This is a genomic window from Rahnella sp. BCC 1045, from assembly GCF_019049615.1.
Classification (GTDB): domain Bacteria; phylum Pseudomonadota; class Gammaproteobacteria; order Enterobacterales; family Enterobacteriaceae; genus Rahnella; species Rahnella contaminans.
In genome coordinates, this window is sequence record NZ_JAFMOZ010000126.1 from 61,819 (window position 1) to 77,597 (window position 15,779).

Below are 15,779 nucleotides of genomic sequence, written 5' to 3' on the forward strand. Positions count from 1 at the left end.
TCGCCGTCAGGGGGCTGAACCGTCACACCCAAATCGGGCGACGGATTAATTAATCTCGCTTCAAAGAAGGAGTTACACAATGCGTAATTATGATATTTCCCCATTACTTCGTCAGTGGATTGGTTTTGATAAATTAGCCAGCTCAATGCAAGGCGGCGATCAGGCTTTTCCTCCGTACAATATTGAGAAGTCTGACGACAATCATTACCGCATTTCGCTGGCGCTCGCTGGTTTCCAGCAGAGCGAGCTGAATATTGAAGTGGAAGGGCCGCGTTTAACCGTAAGCGGTACGCCTGCTCAGCCGGAAGCGAAAGTGGAATATCTGCATCAGGGGTTAGTGATCAAGCCTTTCACCCTGAGCTTCACGCTGGCAGAGCACATGCATGTGTCGGCCGCCGAGTTTGTAAACGGCCTGCTGCACATCAATCTGGTGCGTGACGTACCGGAAGCTTTGCAGCCACAGAAAATTGCGATCGGCACCGAGAAACCTGCACTGGAGAATCAGTCAGCGTAATCCGGCGGCAGAGTCGCTAAAAACGAAAACAGGAGGACATTTGTCCTCCTGTTTTTTTATGCCTGTCGTGCAGGAAAATTAATTTTCGGCGTGCGCTTTTTCGACTTCTTCCGCCAGAATTTTCACGCCGCGTTCAATCTGTTCCGCATCCGGCACGTAGTTCATGCGCATGCACTGATGCGTATGCGGCCACGGATGCTCAAGCCCCGGGAAGAAATAATCCCCCGGCACCATCAGCACGCCGCGCTGTTTCAGGCGCTGATACAACACTTCAGTAGTAATCGGCAGATCCTTAAACCACAGCCACAGGAAAATTGCGCCTTCCGGTTTGTGGATCAGGCAGCGTTCTTCCGGCAGATAGCGGCGCAGCGTGGCGATGGTTTCCTGCACACGCTGAGAGTAAAACGGCTTGATCACGTTTTCTGATAACTTCAGCAAGTCACCACGGGCAATCATTTCTGTGGCGATGGCAGGCCCGACGCTGCCCGGTGCCAGACTGATAATCCCGTTCATGTTGCTGATCGCTTTGATGATTTTCTCATCGGCAATCACGATGCCGCAGCGAGAACCCGGCAGGCCGAGCTTCGACAGGCTCATGCACAGAATGATATTCGGGTTCCACAGCGGCGTTGCGTCGGTAAACACGATGCCGGGGAACGGCACCCCATAGGCGTTATCGATTAATAACGGAATATCTTTCTGCTGCGCCAGTGCATCGAGGCGAATCAGCTCTTCGTCAGTAATCACGTTGCCGGTCGGATTGGTCGGGCGTGAAACGCAGATCAGGCCGATATCATCAGTGATATTCAGATGATCAAAATCGACGTGATATTTGAACTGGCCTTCGGGCAACAGCTCGATATTCGGTTTGGCGGAAACAAACAGATTTTCGTCCAGCCCGGCGTCCGCGTAACCCAGATATTCCGGAGCCAGCGGGAACAGCACTTTCGACATGCTGCCGTCGGCGCGACGTCCGGCGAACAGATTGAATAAATAGAAGAAGGCGCTCTGGCTGCCGTTGGTCAGCGCGATATTTTGCGCATCGAGCTGCCAGCCGAGTTCTTTCTGCAACATTTCTGCCAGTGCGTGACGCAGCACGTCCTTGCCCTGAGGGCCGTCGTAATTGCACAGCGCTTCGGTCAGCTTGCCTTCGGCCAGCATTTCCGTCAGCAGCGTCTGGAAATAATCCTGCATCTCAGGGATCTGCGCCGGATTACCGCCGCCCAACATCACAGCACCTGGTGTGCGTAAACCGTCATTCATATCGCCCATCAGGCGGGTAATGCCTGAAAAACGGGTAAATTTGTCACCGAAAGCAGAAAACGTCATAGAAAGCTTTGTATGTTATCGAAATGTGATGCCCACCATAACGCCTGAGGCTAAGCAGTGCAATCCGACCACGGGGTTTTGAACTGTCCTTCCCTTTCAAAAATCCCTGAAAGGGAAGGAGAAGGAAGGGGTTACTTTCTGAGAACTTCAGGATTCACGCAGAACTGTTTAACGTCGCCGTTCAGGGCGGCGATCAGGTTATCCACCGCACAGGCCGCCATATCGTAACGGGTCTGATGTGTCGCGGATCCCACGTGCGGCAGCGCCACCACGTTGGGCAGGCTCAGCAGCGGAGAATCTTTCGGCAACGGTTCTTTCTCGAACACGTCCATCCCGGCACCATAAATCGTCCCGTCTTTCAGGGCTTCAATCAGCGCAGGTTCATCAATGACCGGGCCACGACCGGCGCTGACCAGCACGGCGCTGGATTTCATTTTCGCCAGCTGTTCCTTGCCGATCAGATGGAACGTTTGTTGGGTCATAGGCAGCAGAACACAGACGAAATCAGATTTCTCCAGCAGTTCGTCCAGCTCACATTTGCGTGCGCCAAAACGCTCTTCCGCTTCGGTATGCTGACTGCGTGCGTTGTACAGAATCGGCATATCAAAACCGAAATGCGCACGCTGAGCGAGCGCCAGGCCGATGCGGCCCATACCCACGATACCCATGGTTTTGTGGTGAACGTCGATGCTGAACCAGTCCGGGCCGACGTTTTCTGTCCATTCACCCGCTTTCACACGTTCGGCCAGATTCACGACGCGGCGGGCCGTCGCCAGCACCAGCGCCATCACGGTATCAGCGACCGTATCGGTCAGCGCGGTCGGGGTGTGCATCAGCGGGATTTCACGACGCGTCAGTTCCGCGACGTCAAAATTATCGTAGCCTACGGAGCTGGTGGAAACGGCGCGCAGGCGCGGCGCGTGATCCAGCAAATCTTTATCCACCCGACCGCCTGAGCCCAGCAGTCCTTCTGCGTTCTGCAAAGCGTCTAAAACCTGCGCACGGTTTTCTTCAGTGATGTCATCAAATTGAGTGATGGCGAAATGCTGTTCCAGGCGTTGTTGCAGGTCTGCGGGTTGTTTCTTATACACAACGATAGACGGCTTCATCAATTACAACTCCCTCAGGTTAAGGAAACTTCTTTTTGTTTCATTTCAGATTGTCGCGGTTTTACCAGCAGGGTTAATCCTGCGGAAACCAGTAACGACACGGCCATAAAAATAAAGGAGGCTGCCGGGCTGCCCGTATTACCGTTCAGATAACCGACAAACCAGGAACCAAAGAACGAGCCAAGCGCTCCGAGGCTGTTGATTAACGCCATTGCGCCGCCGGAAACATTCTTCGGCAGCATTTCAGGAATGATGGCGAAAAACGGGCCATATGGGGCATACATTGCCGCGGCAGCGACCACCAGTAAACTGTACGAAAGCCAGAAATTGTTTGTGCCAACGGCCCATGAACCAAAGAATGCCAGCGCGCCGACCAGTAAAAGTGGCCAGACAAATAACCGGCGGTTTTGCATCTTGTCGGAAGCCCACGACACCAGAATCATGGCGATCGTGGCCGCCAGATACGGCGCGGACGACAGCCAGCCCGCTTCGACCATGCCCATCGATTTCCCGTCGCGCAAAATCGACGGCAGCCACAGTACAAAACCGTACACGCCGATGCTCCAGAAGAAATATTGCAGGCAAAGGAAAATGACGTTCCGCGAACGGAAAGCTTCGCGATAACCGCCCACCGCCTGAATACTTTTCTGCTCTTTTTCCAGCTGTGCGGCCAGCGCTTTCTTCTCCTGACTGCTCAGCCAGCTGACTTCTTCGGGTTTATCTTTGACGGTAAACCACCAGATAATCGCCCAGATCACCGCCGGAATACCCTCGAAAATAAACATCTCCCGCCACCCGAACGACTTGATCAGATAGCCGGAAAGCACCGACATCCACAGCACCGTGACCGGATTGCCGAGGATCAGAAACGTATTGGCACGCGAACGTTCGGACTTCGTAAACCAGTTGCTGATATACACCAACATCGCGGGCATGACCGCGGCTTCCACCACGCCCAGCGCGAATCGGATCACTGCCAGCATCGGAATATCAGTGACGACACCGGTCAGCGAGGCGAATCCGCCCCACAGTAAAAGGCACCAGAAAATCAGTTTTTTAACGCTGCGCCGCTCGGCGTAAATCGTGCCGGGGATTTGGAAGAAGAAATAGCCCAAGAAAAACAGCGCGCCCAGCAGGGACGACATACCTTTGGTGATGCCGAGATCGTCATTAATGCCCGCCGCCGACGCGAAACTGAAATTCGAGCGATCGACATAGGCCAGGCTGTACGTGATGAACACGACCGGCATGATGTACCACCACCGGCGGGCGGCGATCCCGGGTTGTTTCATGGTGATTTCTCCGGATGAGGCATCAGAATTACTGACGCAGTAGTTCGACGTAGTAACGCGTCACGGCGGTCAGGTCATCCCCTTCCAGCGGGAATTCGATGCCGCGCGGCACATCCTGAGGCAACATTTTCAATAAAGGTTCCCAGCTGCCATCGCTGTTATCGAGCGCCACGGCGTGCCATTTTCCGTCTCGCTGTTCCGCCGCTTTCACATGCACATAACCCACATGGCGTGCCAGTCGTTCAGCGGCCGCACTCGGATCCTGTCCCACCCACAGCCAGTTCGCTGTATCAAACGTCAGGCTCAGCGGCAGATGCAGCGATTCCGCCGCAAACGCAAAGGCATTAATGCGCGACAAAATTCCGCAATCACTCGACTGATCATTCTCCACCACCAATTTGACGGTCTGAGAATCCAGCAGTACGCGCAACGGCGTCAGGTCGGCACCGGGTTCAAATTCGCCCAGTGAAAACTTAATGGTGCGGGCACCTAAAACATGCGCTTCGGAAAAATACTTTTTTGCATCCGGATTCAGTTTGCCGCCTGAAATGAACAGCGGGAAGGGCACCGAATAGATCGAAAACAGCCCGTGGCGCTTAATGTTTTCCGCCAGTTCGGGCAGGGCATCCAGTTCCTGCTCGCTGAACAATTCACGACGAATTTCCACACCGTCTGCCTGCGCGTCTGCAATGATTGAAAGCAGCGCGGCCTGCCCGCCAAGGGCCTTCACCACGCTGTTTCCGTAAGCGGCGGTGACAATGACGACTTCTCTTTTCATGCGTGTGTATCCTGGTAAACGCGCCACTGCGGCGGCGCAGGCGATCAAATCCAAAACATCATTTTAGTAAAACAAACGCCAGTTGGAGGTGTTGTTAATGTTTTGTTTCGTTTTATACAACCTAATTGGAACCGGTTCCAATCAACAGAACAAAAGGCCTAAAACATGATCCCGCTCACGAAGAACGGGGCAGGAAACGGAGGGGAAAAGAATCAGCGCGCTGCCGTGGAACCACGTGCAATCAGCTCGCCGGAGAATTCCAGGTCTTTAACGGGATCGGTATTTCCCTGTATCCGCGCGACCAGCTGGCCGAGCGCGGCCACGCCCATTTCGTAGGTCGGTTGTTTAAGCGTAGTGATCCCGACACCTGCCAGTTCGGCCCAGTCCAGTTCGTCGAAACCAGATAATCCGATGTCCTGCCCCCAGACAATCCCCTGCCGTCGCATGGCGCGAGCGACCTGCAATGTGAGCGTACCGTTCACGCACATTACGGCTTTTCGTTTGTCGGGATGGCGGGCAATAAATTCACGCAGCAGATTATCCAGTCCGTCGGTATTCGAAATCTCAATCTCGCCCTGTTCGGCGATGTGCTGCGGCGATTGCTGCATGCGATGGAGAAAAGTACGCAGACGGTCAAAACGGGTATTAATGGTGGCGGGCTCGCTGATAAAAAGCAGAGCTTCAAAACCCTGTTGCAGAAGATGATTGGTCATCATCTGCGTGGCTTCGACGTTGTTCAGGCCGATGACGTCGCAGGCAAAATTCGCGACTTTACGGTCGATCAGTACCATCGGTAAATTGGCCTGTTGCAGCGTGGAAATCGCCGCTTCACGCATTCCGACGGCGTTCACGACAATGCCGTCCACGCGATAACTGCTGAGCAATTGCAGATAATGTTTTTCCTGATCGAGCTCGTTATTGGTGTTACACACCAGCAGCGTCAGCCCTTGCTGGCGGCAGGCAGCTTCGACACCGCGCATGACTTCAACGGAATACGGGTTGGTGATATCGGCAATAATCAGGCCAATCAGACGCGTCTGGCCGCTTTTCAAGCTGCGCGCCATCTGGCTGGGCTGATAATCGAGCAGGGCGATCGCCCGTCCGATGCGTTCTTTTAACGCGTCGGACAGCAGGTCTTTTTCACCGTTGAGATAACGTGAAACGCTGGTTTTACCCGTTTTCGCGGCGCTGGCGACATCACGTATCGTGGCGCGTACCGGTGCGCCCGGTTCCTGTTTTTTACTCACAGCCTTTCTCTCCTCATGCTAGTCCCACGGAGACTAGCACAGAGTGCCGAAAGGCTGCATCCCGTAAGTCAGCGCAATCCCTGCGCCGTTTGCACCCCGGAAACCGTCCCGGTCTTTGGTCTGCTGCTCAGCGTAAAGGCCGAAATGATTGTCACGCTAAAGGCAATACCGCCAAGGATCAGGTAGGTATCGCTGAACCCGATGCGGTCATACAAGTTACCGGCGAACGCCGAAAGGAAGATGGCCGCCAGCTGTTTGGCAAAGTTAAACCCGATCAGATAAATGGTCGCCGAGAACCGGACATCAAAAATCTGCGTGATGTATTTGAATACGCCGACCAGCAGGAACGGCACTTCCAGCGCATGCAGCATTTTGAGTAAAATAACTTCGATGGCGGTGGTCGCAAATGACGAGCCGACAATGCGGATCGACATAATGGTGCCCGCCAGCAGCAGCGTATTTTTCGCGCCGATGCGGTTAATAATCCACGGCGAACAGAACATGATCAATGCGTTGCATAGCTCGCCCGCGGTGGTGACGTAGCCGAACATTTCCGTGCCCTGCTGCGGTGATGCAAAGAAGGTTTTGAAGAACGTGGCGAATTGCTGATCAAATACGTCGTAGACGCAGGCGACGCCGATAACGTACAAAATCAGCATCCACAGTTTGCGTTCTTTCAGCAACAAAGCCGCCGTTTTCAGTGAGAATTGCGGCTGATTGGCGCCGAGTTTATCCATCACTACCGCATTCTTGTTTTCCTGCGGGCGGGAAATCAGCAGCAGAACCATCAGGATCAGCGCCGCGCCGGAACCCATCCAGAACACGATGTCGGGATTAATGTTAAACAGCACGCCCGCTGTCGAGGCACAAATTCCCCAGCCGAAACAACCGAACATCCGCGCCTTGCCGTATTCAAATGAACTGTTGCGGCTGACTCTTTCGATATATGCCTCAGTTGCGCCTGAACCGCCCGCGAACACGAAACCGATATAGGCACCGCCGAGAATGGCGCCGAGCACGATATTGAGTTTTAACAACGGTGCGAAAACGTAAATGAAGAACGGCGCGAACAGGAAAAGCAGCACGGCGATAATCCACAGCAGATGTTTTTTGAGGCCGAGCTTGTCAGAAATAACGCCGAAAATCGGCTGAAACAAAATGGCGAACAGCGACATGCTGGAAAACACGATGCCGGTTTCCGTTTTGCTCAGGCCGATAATGTCCGAAAGCCAGATCGGTAAAAACGGATAACAGGTCGCCATAATGAAGAAATAGAGGAAGAAATAGCTGCCAAATATCCAGAAGTTGGCATTGTTTTTATAGAAACAGCGGTCGGAAGTTTGTGTAGGGTTCATAGTGATTTCCTTGCCGAAACCATGAAAACCGGCACTGTCGCACCGGTGTTTTTAGTTATTATCTGATTTGTTCGAAGCCCAGAAGCAGGGCGCTTTCAGGATCCAGTACCGGTAACGCCACCCCGGCATTTGCCAGCCATTCACCACTCAGCACCGGCGATTCATGCAGCCACGCCGGTTGTACACGCATGGTGTGACCGCTGCCGCCGCCTTTCAGCAACGCCGGTTCATCAAGCACTGTCACGCGATAACGCGCATCTGCTTTCAGCCCCGGCACGCGTAACGTACCGGGCAGCGACCAGGTTGGCATTGCCAGCTGACTGACCAGAAACACCGCGTGATCTTTGTTCACGCTTACCACGCCGTTAATCAGCACCGTTTCGTCGTGCGTATCTACGCGGTACACCTCGCCGCTGTGTAATAACGGGCGCAACTGCTGATGCAGGCGGCTATATTTCGCAAAACCGGCGCGCTCAGCCTCCCCTTCTTTCACCGGATCCAGCTCAATGCCCATATGGCCGAACAGCGCCGTCAGGCCGCGAAATTCAATGCTGTGCTGGCGTGACGTGGCGTGGCACCGTTTATTGCCGATGTGCGAGCCCATGACTTCCGGCGGGAAGAAATAGCTCATGCCGCGCTGAATTTTCTGCCGCTCCAGCGCGTCGTTATTGTCCGATGTCCAGAAACGATGGCTGCGTTTGAGCACTTCGAAATCAATGCGGCCCCCGCCGGACGCGCAGGATTCAAACTCGATGTGCGGGAAGCGTTCGCCCAGCACATCCAGCAAACGGTAGAATTGCTGCGTTTGTGCCGTCAGCGCCGCGCGGCCTTCATGGCCGGGCTGGACGATTTCACGGTTCATGTCCCATTTCACGTAATCGACATCGTGCTCGCCGAGCAGCCAGCTCATGCGTTCCACCAGATAATCAAAGACCTGCGGATTGTTCAGGTCGAGCACGAACTGATGACGGCCACTCGGCTGCTGATAACCCGGCAATGCCAGCAGCCAGTCGGGATGGGCGCGGTACAAATCCGAATCCGGGTTAATCATTTCCGGCTCGACCCAGATACCAAATTCCATGCCGAGATTTTTAACGTGGTCGATCACCGGTTTCAGCCCGTTCGGGTATTTCTTCTCATCGAGATACCAGTCCCCCAGCGCGGCGCGATCGTGGTCGCGCCCCTTAAACCAGCCGTCGTCGATAATGAATCGTTCAACGCCTAACGCGGCGGATTCTGTCGCCATCTGCATGATGTAGTCAGGATCGTGATCGAAATAAATGCCTTCCCAGGTATTAAGATGCACCGGACGTGGTTTCTCGGTCGGGAACCGCAAAATCTGTTCACGCACAAACCGGTGGAACTGCTGACTCATCCGGTTCAGGCCGCTGGCGGAATAACTGGCGTACAGCCACGGGGTTTCCAGCGTTTCGCCCTGTTCCAGGCGCTGTTCGCCGGGGAAATACAACGCTTCGGCCTGCACCAGACGGCGACCGTCGGTTTTGATGTCAGCGCGCAGACGGTGGTTACCGCTCCAGCCCAGATGCATTCCCCAAACTTCGCCCTGTTCTTCACTGAAACCCGGATGACCGATCATCATCGCCGGAAAATATTCGGAGGACGTTTTCCCGCGGCGGTTTTCCTGAATGATGCCGCCATGACCGAGCAGTGTGCGGTGCGGTTGAAACTCTTTGATCCAGCGGCCATGAAACGCCATGACTTCGGCGGCGCGTTCCGGCAGCGGCAGGGTGACAGCCAGCCGCGTGACCTGATACGTGCCGGGTTTGAGACTGGTCAGTGCGTTGCGTGCCAGTAAAACGCCGCTGTCATCAAGGCGCAGTTCGCTGCGAAATTGCAAACCGGCGATCGCGTCTTCGGTGGTGATCGTCAGCTGATTGCCGTCGTGCTTGACCTGCGTGGTATTGAACACCGGCGACCAGTCCAGTCCGTCGCGATGACCTTCCATGCCCGGCGTACCAAAAGAACCGCGGCCTGAATCGGCGCTGAAATTCACCGGCGCTTCCACATCAATCCGGCCATTTGGCACTGCGCGGCTCAGCGAAATAATGTCATCCGCAGAAAACTGACTGAGGCGGTTTCCCCAGTAAAGAATCTCAGCGTAAGGCGTGCAGCGGACGATCAGGCTGGTCTGTCCGCCGGTTAAATGAATAATCTGGTTTTCCATATAGTCACTGCTCCACACATAAAATTGCGCTGATAAGACGCGATCAGGTGGAGTAACTATTGATCCGAAACGTTTCGGATAGGAAATGAGAAAAGTTAAAAATGTGATATAGGGTGGAAAAATAACCTAAGGGTGAATTATCAGCGTGGTGGATGGACGGTGACGCCTGCCTGCAATTCGGGCTGCCAGAGAACCTGCAAATTTTTCAGCGGTTCGTTGCGGATCAGCGCCATGGTCATCGTGGCAATTTGCAGGCCGACCGCTTCGCGCGTGCCCTGACGGACGGCGGTAACGGCGACATCGGGCACGCTGTCGCCCGGCAAACCGTCAAAAATAATCAGGGAAATACCGCCGCTGAGCAGTAATCCGGCTTCCTGCAACGCCAGCGCGGCACCTTCGCCATGCATATTGCAGTCGCAGACAATGGCCGTCGGAGGCACCGGCAACGTCAGCAGCGCCTGCGTAGTCTGATAACCGGCGCGACGGCTCGGGCTGATTTTATGCACGTAATCAGGATTGTGCGGCAGCGCGTTTGCCCGCAAACCGTCGAGATAACCCTGATAGCGCTGGCCGATAAATGATTGCTGATTGTTTTCGCCGAGAAAAGCGATGCGCTGATGCCCGAGTGTGGCCAGATGATCGACTGCCATCTGCATTCCGGCGCGGTTATCGAAATCAAACCAGGCGTAATCCTGCGTCAGACACTGGCTGCGCCCCAGTGCCAGAAACGGAAAATTACGCTGTTGTAAATCCAGCAGTCGCGGGTCGTTATCCAGCGTATGCGCCACCAGCATGGCATCGACGCGTTTACTTTCGATCAGCCGCCGCCAGGAAAACGTGCCCAGTTCATCCGGCACCAGCAGTAAATCGATTTCATATTTTGCCAGTTCGCGGGTGATACAGCCGACCATTTCGATAAACGCGGAATTGCTCAACGGATGAGAAGTGAAAGGGAAAATGAGGCCAACGGCGTCGATCTTCCCCATTTTCAACCGGCGGGCGAGAGTGTTTGGCCGGTAGCCGCGTAAATCTGCTGCCGCCTGAACCCGCGCTTTGGTATCCGCTGAAACATCATCGTACCCGTTCAGCGCACGGCTGACGGTGGTGACAGAGAGACCGAGATCTTTCGCAATCGCTTTCAGAGACATACTGGCATCCGTTACACAGGGGGGAAGGCGCGTGGCGGGAGAATATCACAAACGTGAAAACGGAGCCGAATGGCTCCGTTTTTATCAGGGGAAGGACAAAATTTACTGCAACGGACTGAGGGTGATCTCGACGCGACGGTTCTGCGCTTTACCGGCCTCAGTGCTGTTGCTGGCGATCGGATTGTCCGGGCCTGCGCCAGTGGTGTGTACGCGGCTGCCTTCAACGCCCTGAGTGATCAGCGCGCTGCCGACGCCATCAGCACGTTGCTGTGAAAGTTTCATGTTGAGCGCGCGGGTACCGGTGCTGTCGGTGTAACCGACGACGTTAACGGCGGTTTTCGGATACTCTTTCAGCACCATCGCCACGCCGGTCAGCGTATTTGCACCTGCCGGTTTCAGCGTGCTGCTGTTGGTGTCAAACGTCACGTTGTTCGGCATGTTCAGCACGATGTTGTCGCCCTGACGGGTCACGCTGACGCCGGTGCCTTTCATCTTGTCGCGCAGTTTAGATTCCTGCACATCCATGTAATAACCCGCACCGCCACCCAGTGCAGCCCCTGCCGCTGCCCCGATCAGCGCGCCTTTGCCGCGATCGTGTTTGGATGAAGAAAGCATACCGACGCCCGCGCCGAGTGCGGCACCGATGCCCGCACCAATGCCGGATTTGCCTGCTTCTGATTCCCCGGTGTAAGGGTTGGTGGTACAGGCGGAAAGGCCCATCGTCACACACAGCACGCCTGCAACCACTAGAAGTCTTTTGTTCATCATTATTCCTTTCTGGATGTTTAATTTTTCAGAACTTTACTGCGGCATTATGACTGCTCTTTTGGCGGCAAGTTGCACAGAAAAAGGTGTCAAAACATAAACAAATGCAACAGGCAGAGTTCAGCCCTGCGGCGTTCTGGCGCTCTTTATGCGCAATTTTGGGGCGTTAAGCAGTAGGAGAATTCCGGTTATCTGTTTTTGTATTTTTGCAGATTTTGGGAACTTATTCGGAAAGGGGATGGAACCAGCGGAGGATCCAGGTGGGCATGTCGGTGCCGGGATGACGGGTTTCGGCGGTGATCTCAAAGTTTTCCTTACGATAGAACGCCATCGCACGGTGGTTTTGCTGGTACACCTCGAGCAGCAGAACCGGATATTCCTCCTTAGCCGCCGCCATCAGCCGTTGCGCGGTACCGTCGCCGTAATGGGACGCTTCGACAAACAGGGCACCGATAAACTGCTGATTCAGCACGCCGATAAAGCCGCAAATTTCATCATTTGTATCGCAATCCACCCAGATGCGGGCTTTGGGCAAAAAATCTTCCCTCACCATTTGCAGGCTTTCAATCCAGTAGGATTCGGCAATAAAAGAGTGAGAGATCAGAGAACTGCGCAGCCAGAGCAACAAAATGGTTTCGTGATCGGCGGGCTGCGCAAGGCGGATCATGACGGCTGATTCGCCGGATGGCAGAAGCAATAAGACTGATGATCGTTCACCAGCCCGGCTGCCTGCATAAAGGCATAACAAATCGTTGAACCGATAAATTTAAAGCCTTTCTTTTTCAGTGCCCTGGACATGGCATCGGACACCGTCGTTTTCGCCGGAACGCCTTCCGGGCCGAGCGGATTATTGATGACCGGCTGGCCGCCCACGAAATTCCAGATGAATTCTGAGAAACTTTCACCGCTGGCTTCCATGGCCAGATATGCCTGCGCGTTACCGATAATGGCTTTGATTTTTCCCCGATGGCGGATGATACCGGCATCAAGCACCAGGCGTTCAACGTCGTCGTCAGTCATTTTGGCAATTTTCACCGGATCAAACGCGTGGAAGTTCTGGCGGTAATTTTCGCGCTTTCTCAGCACGGTTATCCACGAAAGTCCTGCCTGCTGGCCCTCGAGGCACAACATCTCAAACAACTCGCGGCCATCTTTGACCGGCACGCCCCATTCTTTATCGTGGTAATCGAGGTAAATCGGTTCTTTGGAAACCCAGCTACAGCGCGTCATCTCGTTTTCTCCTTGAAAGCGTGGGCTCCAGTGTGTGGTTTCTCGGATAACTCTGCAACGTCGCAATTTGCGCACCGTGAACTTGACGCTGGTCGGATCTGAACAATATTTAAAGCCATTCATTACGAATTCCTTACATTTAATCAGGGGCATGCGCCGCTGAAACTTCAGGAAAACAGGTTTATGGCAGGCACAAAAAAGTACGCAACACGGCTGACGCAGGGCGCATTCGCCGTGGCGCTTTGCCTCGGAACGCAGGCTTCAGCGCAGGCTTATGATCAGCTGTATGTTTTCGGCGACAGCCTGAGTGATACCGGCAATATTGGCCGCTGGACCTTCGACAGCAGCTCACATCAGCTGTATGACGAAATTTTGGCGAACAACATCGGCACGACCTTAAAACCCTCTTCACAAGGCGGGCAGAACTATGCCGAAGGCGGCGGCGTCGCGGTGCCGGGGCTGGATTCCGATTACACCACGCAGGAACAGGTTCAACATTATCTGGCATCGACCGGCGGCAAAGCCGACCCGAACGGGCTGTATATTCACTGGATCGGCGGTAACGATCTGGCCGCTGCGGCGCTGAGCCTGAATCCGGTCACGGCGCTGCAAATTGCCACCAACAGCGCCACGCAGGCGGCCTCGCAGGTGAATGATTTACTGAAGGCGGGTGCCGGAACGGTCATCGTGCCGACGGTGCCCAACATCGGACTGACGCCGGTACTGATGGAAGGCGTGATTCAGGTCGGATTACTGCCGGTGCAGCAACAGGCGCTGGAAGCGGCCTATCAGTATCTGAATGCGCAGAATACGCCGGATGCCGGTGCCCGTACCGAAGCGATTCACAAGGCTCTGGCCGCAGCCGCGGCGGAAGGTTCCGGTATTCCGCTGGTGCAGGACGTTATCGCCAAAGGGCTGGCGGCAGCGTATGACGCGCTCAAAGACGTAGCGGGCGGCCTGACCGATACCTACAACACCACTGAGGATATCGCGCTGGCGAAAACTGGCGGCAATATTGCCCGCGTGGATATCAACGGATTGTTCAACGAAGTGGTAGCCGATCCGGCGTTATACGGTTTCGCCAATACTGCCGGCACGGCCTGTCCGGTCGGGACATCCGCGTCGGAATGCACCTCGAATCTGCCGGGCTTCGACGCCAGTAAATCGTTCCTGTTTTCCGATCATTTCCACCCGACACCTCAGGCGCACGCGCTGATCGCCCAGTACATGCAATCGGTGATCAACGGTCCGCTGGAAGCCACGGCGCTGAATCAGGGCTCGCTGGCGCTGGCGCGAAATACGCAGGGATTGCTCGACAGCCGTTATCAGCAACTGCGCACGCAGGATAACGATGCCGGTACGTTTGGTATGTTTGGCGGGTATGCCGGGCAGAGTGCCGACAGCAAAATCAATCCGTCGCTGGGGGATGGCGATCTGACCTCGAATTCGCTCAATATCGGCATGGATTATCAGATGACCGATCGCTGGATGATGGGGCTGATGATTTCCGGTTCAGACGATAAACAGGATCCGACTGACCATTACAGCTACCGCACACGCGGCTGGATGGCGACGGCGTTTACCGGCGTGAAAATCGCCGAAAACGGCTGGATCAACGGCGATGTGCATTATGGTTCACTCAATTATGATGACATTAACCGCCGCATCACGCTCGGGCCCACCACCCGCACTGAGCGCGGTGAGACAGACGGTAAACAGATCGGCGGACGCGTCACCGCGGGCTGGGATTTCCCAATTTTACCGGTGCTGAAAACCGGCCCTGTAGCGCAATACAGCTGGGATTACAGCAGCATCAATGGCTACAGCGAGCAAGGTAACAACAGCACCTCAATGCGCTTTGGCGACCAGACGTCCCATTCGCAGATCGGCGCACTCGGCTGGCGTGTAAATGCAGAACTCGGCATCGTCAATCCATATGCACAGGTGACGTATGACCGGCAGTTTGGGGACAAAACCTATACCGCGACCGGTGCCATCAAATCCACCCGCACGCATTTTAGCCGCACCACAGGCGAGCAGGATGACGACTGGGTCGATATGACCGTCGGCGCCAACGTCCAGATCACCCATAGCATTTCCGCCTTTGCCGCCGTCTCCCAGAGCACCGGACTGGATTCCGGCGAACAAACGTCATACAACGCGGGGATCAGCGCAAGATTTTAAAAGCATCTTAAAGGGTGCTTTTAAAGATGCTTTTAAGGCTATAATAACGGCATAGTGTGACAGGAGAAAAGCTATGCCGTTTGAAATACTCACTTCCTCAGCCGCCAGTATTACCGAGCTAAAACGTGATCCGATGGGAACGTTCTCCGCCGGAGAAGGTGAAGCCGTGGCGATCCTTAACCGTAATGAACCGGCCTTTTATTGTGTTCCACCAGAGGTTTACGCCTATTTCCTGAGTCTTGCAGAAGACGTGGAACTAAACCGCATAATGGATGCGCGGCAGGGCGAAGAAAGGATAAGGCTGACGCTGGATGACTTATAAAATCGATTTTCTGAAGTCAGCCCTGAAAGAATGGAAGGCGCTGGCACCTCCCATTAAAGACCAGTTTAAAAAGAAACTCGCTGAGCGGCTCGAAAATCCTCATGTTGTTTCTGCCCGTTTATGTGGCCCAAAAACTAACCGTTATAAAATTAAATTGAAGAGCCTCGGCTACCGTCTGGTCTATCAGGTTGAGGATCAGGAAATCGTGGTAATTGTTGTCGCGATTGATAAACGTGAGGGCAATGAAGCCTATAAACTGGCAGAGAAGCGCTGAATACTGGCGTTTTTAAGGTAGTTCACAGGGATCTGTTGTGTGATTAT

15 protein-coding genes are annotated in these 15,779 nt (G+C 54.5%); 4 read left to right on the plus strand and 11 right to left on the minus strand.

The window, feature by feature from the left end; genetic code table 11:
• Positions 1–79 precede the first annotated feature (79 nt).
• Positions 80–514 (plus strand): small heat shock chaperone IbpB, encoded by a 435-nt coding sequence (gene ibpB, locus J1782_RS12675; RefSeq protein WP_152323731.1) that lies wholly within the window; start codon positions 80–82, stop codon positions 512–514.
• Between the two features lie 78 nt (positions 515–592).
• Here ibpB and J1782_RS12680 read toward each other — a convergent pair whose 3' ends face one another.
• From J1782_RS12680 to J1782_RS12730, 11 genes are all read right to left on the minus strand, one after another.
• Positions 593–1,843, minus strand: a complete 1,251-nt coding sequence (locus tag J1782_RS12680) for a valine--pyruvate transaminase (protein WP_165060677.1) — start codon at positions 1,841–1,843, stop codon at positions 593–595.
• 131 nt (positions 1,844–1,974) lie between these two features.
• Positions 1,975–2,952: a glyoxylate/hydroxypyruvate reductase GhrB gene (gene ghrB / locus J1782_RS12685; RefSeq protein ID WP_165060680.1), complete on the minus strand. Its 978-nt coding sequence runs from the start codon at positions 2,950–2,952 to the stop codon at positions 1,975–1,977.
• Between the two features lie 14 nt (positions 2,953–2,966).
• Positions 2,967–4,244 (minus strand): MFS transporter, encoded by a 1,278-nt coding sequence (locus J1782_RS12690; protein WP_152323728.1) that lies wholly within the window; start codon positions 4,242–4,244, stop codon positions 2,967–2,969.
• A 28-nt stretch (positions 4,245–4,272) separates the two neighbouring features.
• The gene (locus J1782_RS12695) at positions 4,273–5,022 is read right to left on the minus strand and encodes a sugar phosphate isomerase/epimerase (protein WP_217153270.1); all 750 of its coding nucleotides are present in this window, start codon (positions 5,020–5,022) and stop codon (positions 4,273–4,275) included.
• Positions 5,023–5,234: 212 nt separating this feature from the next.
• Positions 5,235–6,269: a LacI family DNA-binding transcriptional regulator gene (locus J1782_RS12700; RefSeq protein WP_152323726.1), complete on the minus strand. Its 1,035-nt coding sequence runs from the start codon at positions 6,267–6,269 to the stop codon at positions 5,235–5,237.
• 68 nt (positions 6,270–6,337) lie between these two features.
• Positions 6,338–7,624 carry an MFS transporter gene (locus J1782_RS12705; RefSeq protein ID WP_217153271.1) on the minus strand — a complete coding sequence of 429 codons (1,287 nt, stop codon included), beginning with the start codon at positions 7,622–7,624 and terminating at the stop codon, positions 6,338–6,340.
• A 58-nt stretch (positions 7,625–7,682) separates the two neighbouring features.
• A complete protein-coding gene (locus J1782_RS12710) occupies positions 7,683–9,809 on the minus strand; it encodes an alpha-galactosidase (protein ID WP_217153272.1) in 2,127 nt (708 codons plus the stop codon).
• Positions 9,810–9,949: 140 nt separating this feature from the next.
• A complete protein-coding gene (locus tag J1782_RS12715) occupies positions 9,950–10,957 on the minus strand; it encodes a LacI family DNA-binding transcriptional regulator (RefSeq protein WP_217153273.1) in 1,008 nt (335 codons plus the stop codon).
• 102 nt (positions 10,958–11,059) lie between these two features.
• On the minus strand, positions 11,060–11,722 hold the full coding sequence (locus tag J1782_RS12720) for an OmpA family lipoprotein (RefSeq protein ID WP_152323786.1): 663 nt from the start codon (positions 11,720–11,722) through the stop codon (positions 11,060–11,062).
• 223 nt (positions 11,723–11,945) lie between these two features.
• Positions 11,946–12,389 carry an N-acetyltransferase gene (locus J1782_RS12725; RefSeq protein ID WP_208951426.1) on the minus strand — a complete coding sequence of 148 codons (444 nt, stop codon included), beginning with the start codon at positions 12,387–12,389 and terminating at the stop codon, positions 11,946–11,948.
• Positions 12,386–12,952 carry a DNA-3-methyladenine glycosylase I gene (locus J1782_RS12730; RefSeq protein WP_152323721.1) on the minus strand — a complete coding sequence of 189 codons (567 nt, stop codon included), beginning with the start codon at positions 12,950–12,952 and terminating at the stop codon, positions 12,386–12,388. The genes J1782_RS12725 and J1782_RS12730 overlap by 4 nt, the downstream gene beginning before the upstream one ends.
• A 183-nt stretch (positions 12,953–13,135) precedes the next feature.
• On the opposite strand from J1782_RS12730, the gene J1782_RS12735 reads away from it, so the two are divergent.
• From J1782_RS12735 to J1782_RS12745, 3 genes are all read left to right on the plus strand, one after another.
• Entirely contained in the window at positions 13,136–15,136 is a 2,001-nt protein-coding gene (locus J1782_RS12735; RefSeq protein ID WP_217153274.1) for an autotransporter outer membrane beta-barrel domain-containing protein, read from the plus strand.
• A gap of 73 nt (positions 15,137–15,209) precedes the next feature.
• The gene (locus J1782_RS12740) at positions 15,210–15,458 is read left to right on the plus strand and encodes a type II toxin-antitoxin system Phd/YefM family antitoxin (RefSeq protein ID WP_152323719.1); all 249 of its coding nucleotides are present in this window, start codon (positions 15,210–15,212) and stop codon (positions 15,456–15,458) included.
• Complete coding sequence (locus J1782_RS12745) at positions 15,448–15,732, plus strand: type II toxin-antitoxin system RelE/ParE family toxin (protein WP_152323718.1); 285 nt, start codon at positions 15,448–15,450, stop codon at positions 15,730–15,732. Before J1782_RS12740 ends, J1782_RS12745 begins: the two co-directional genes overlap by 11 nt.
• Positions 15,733–15,779 lie beyond the last annotated feature (47 nt).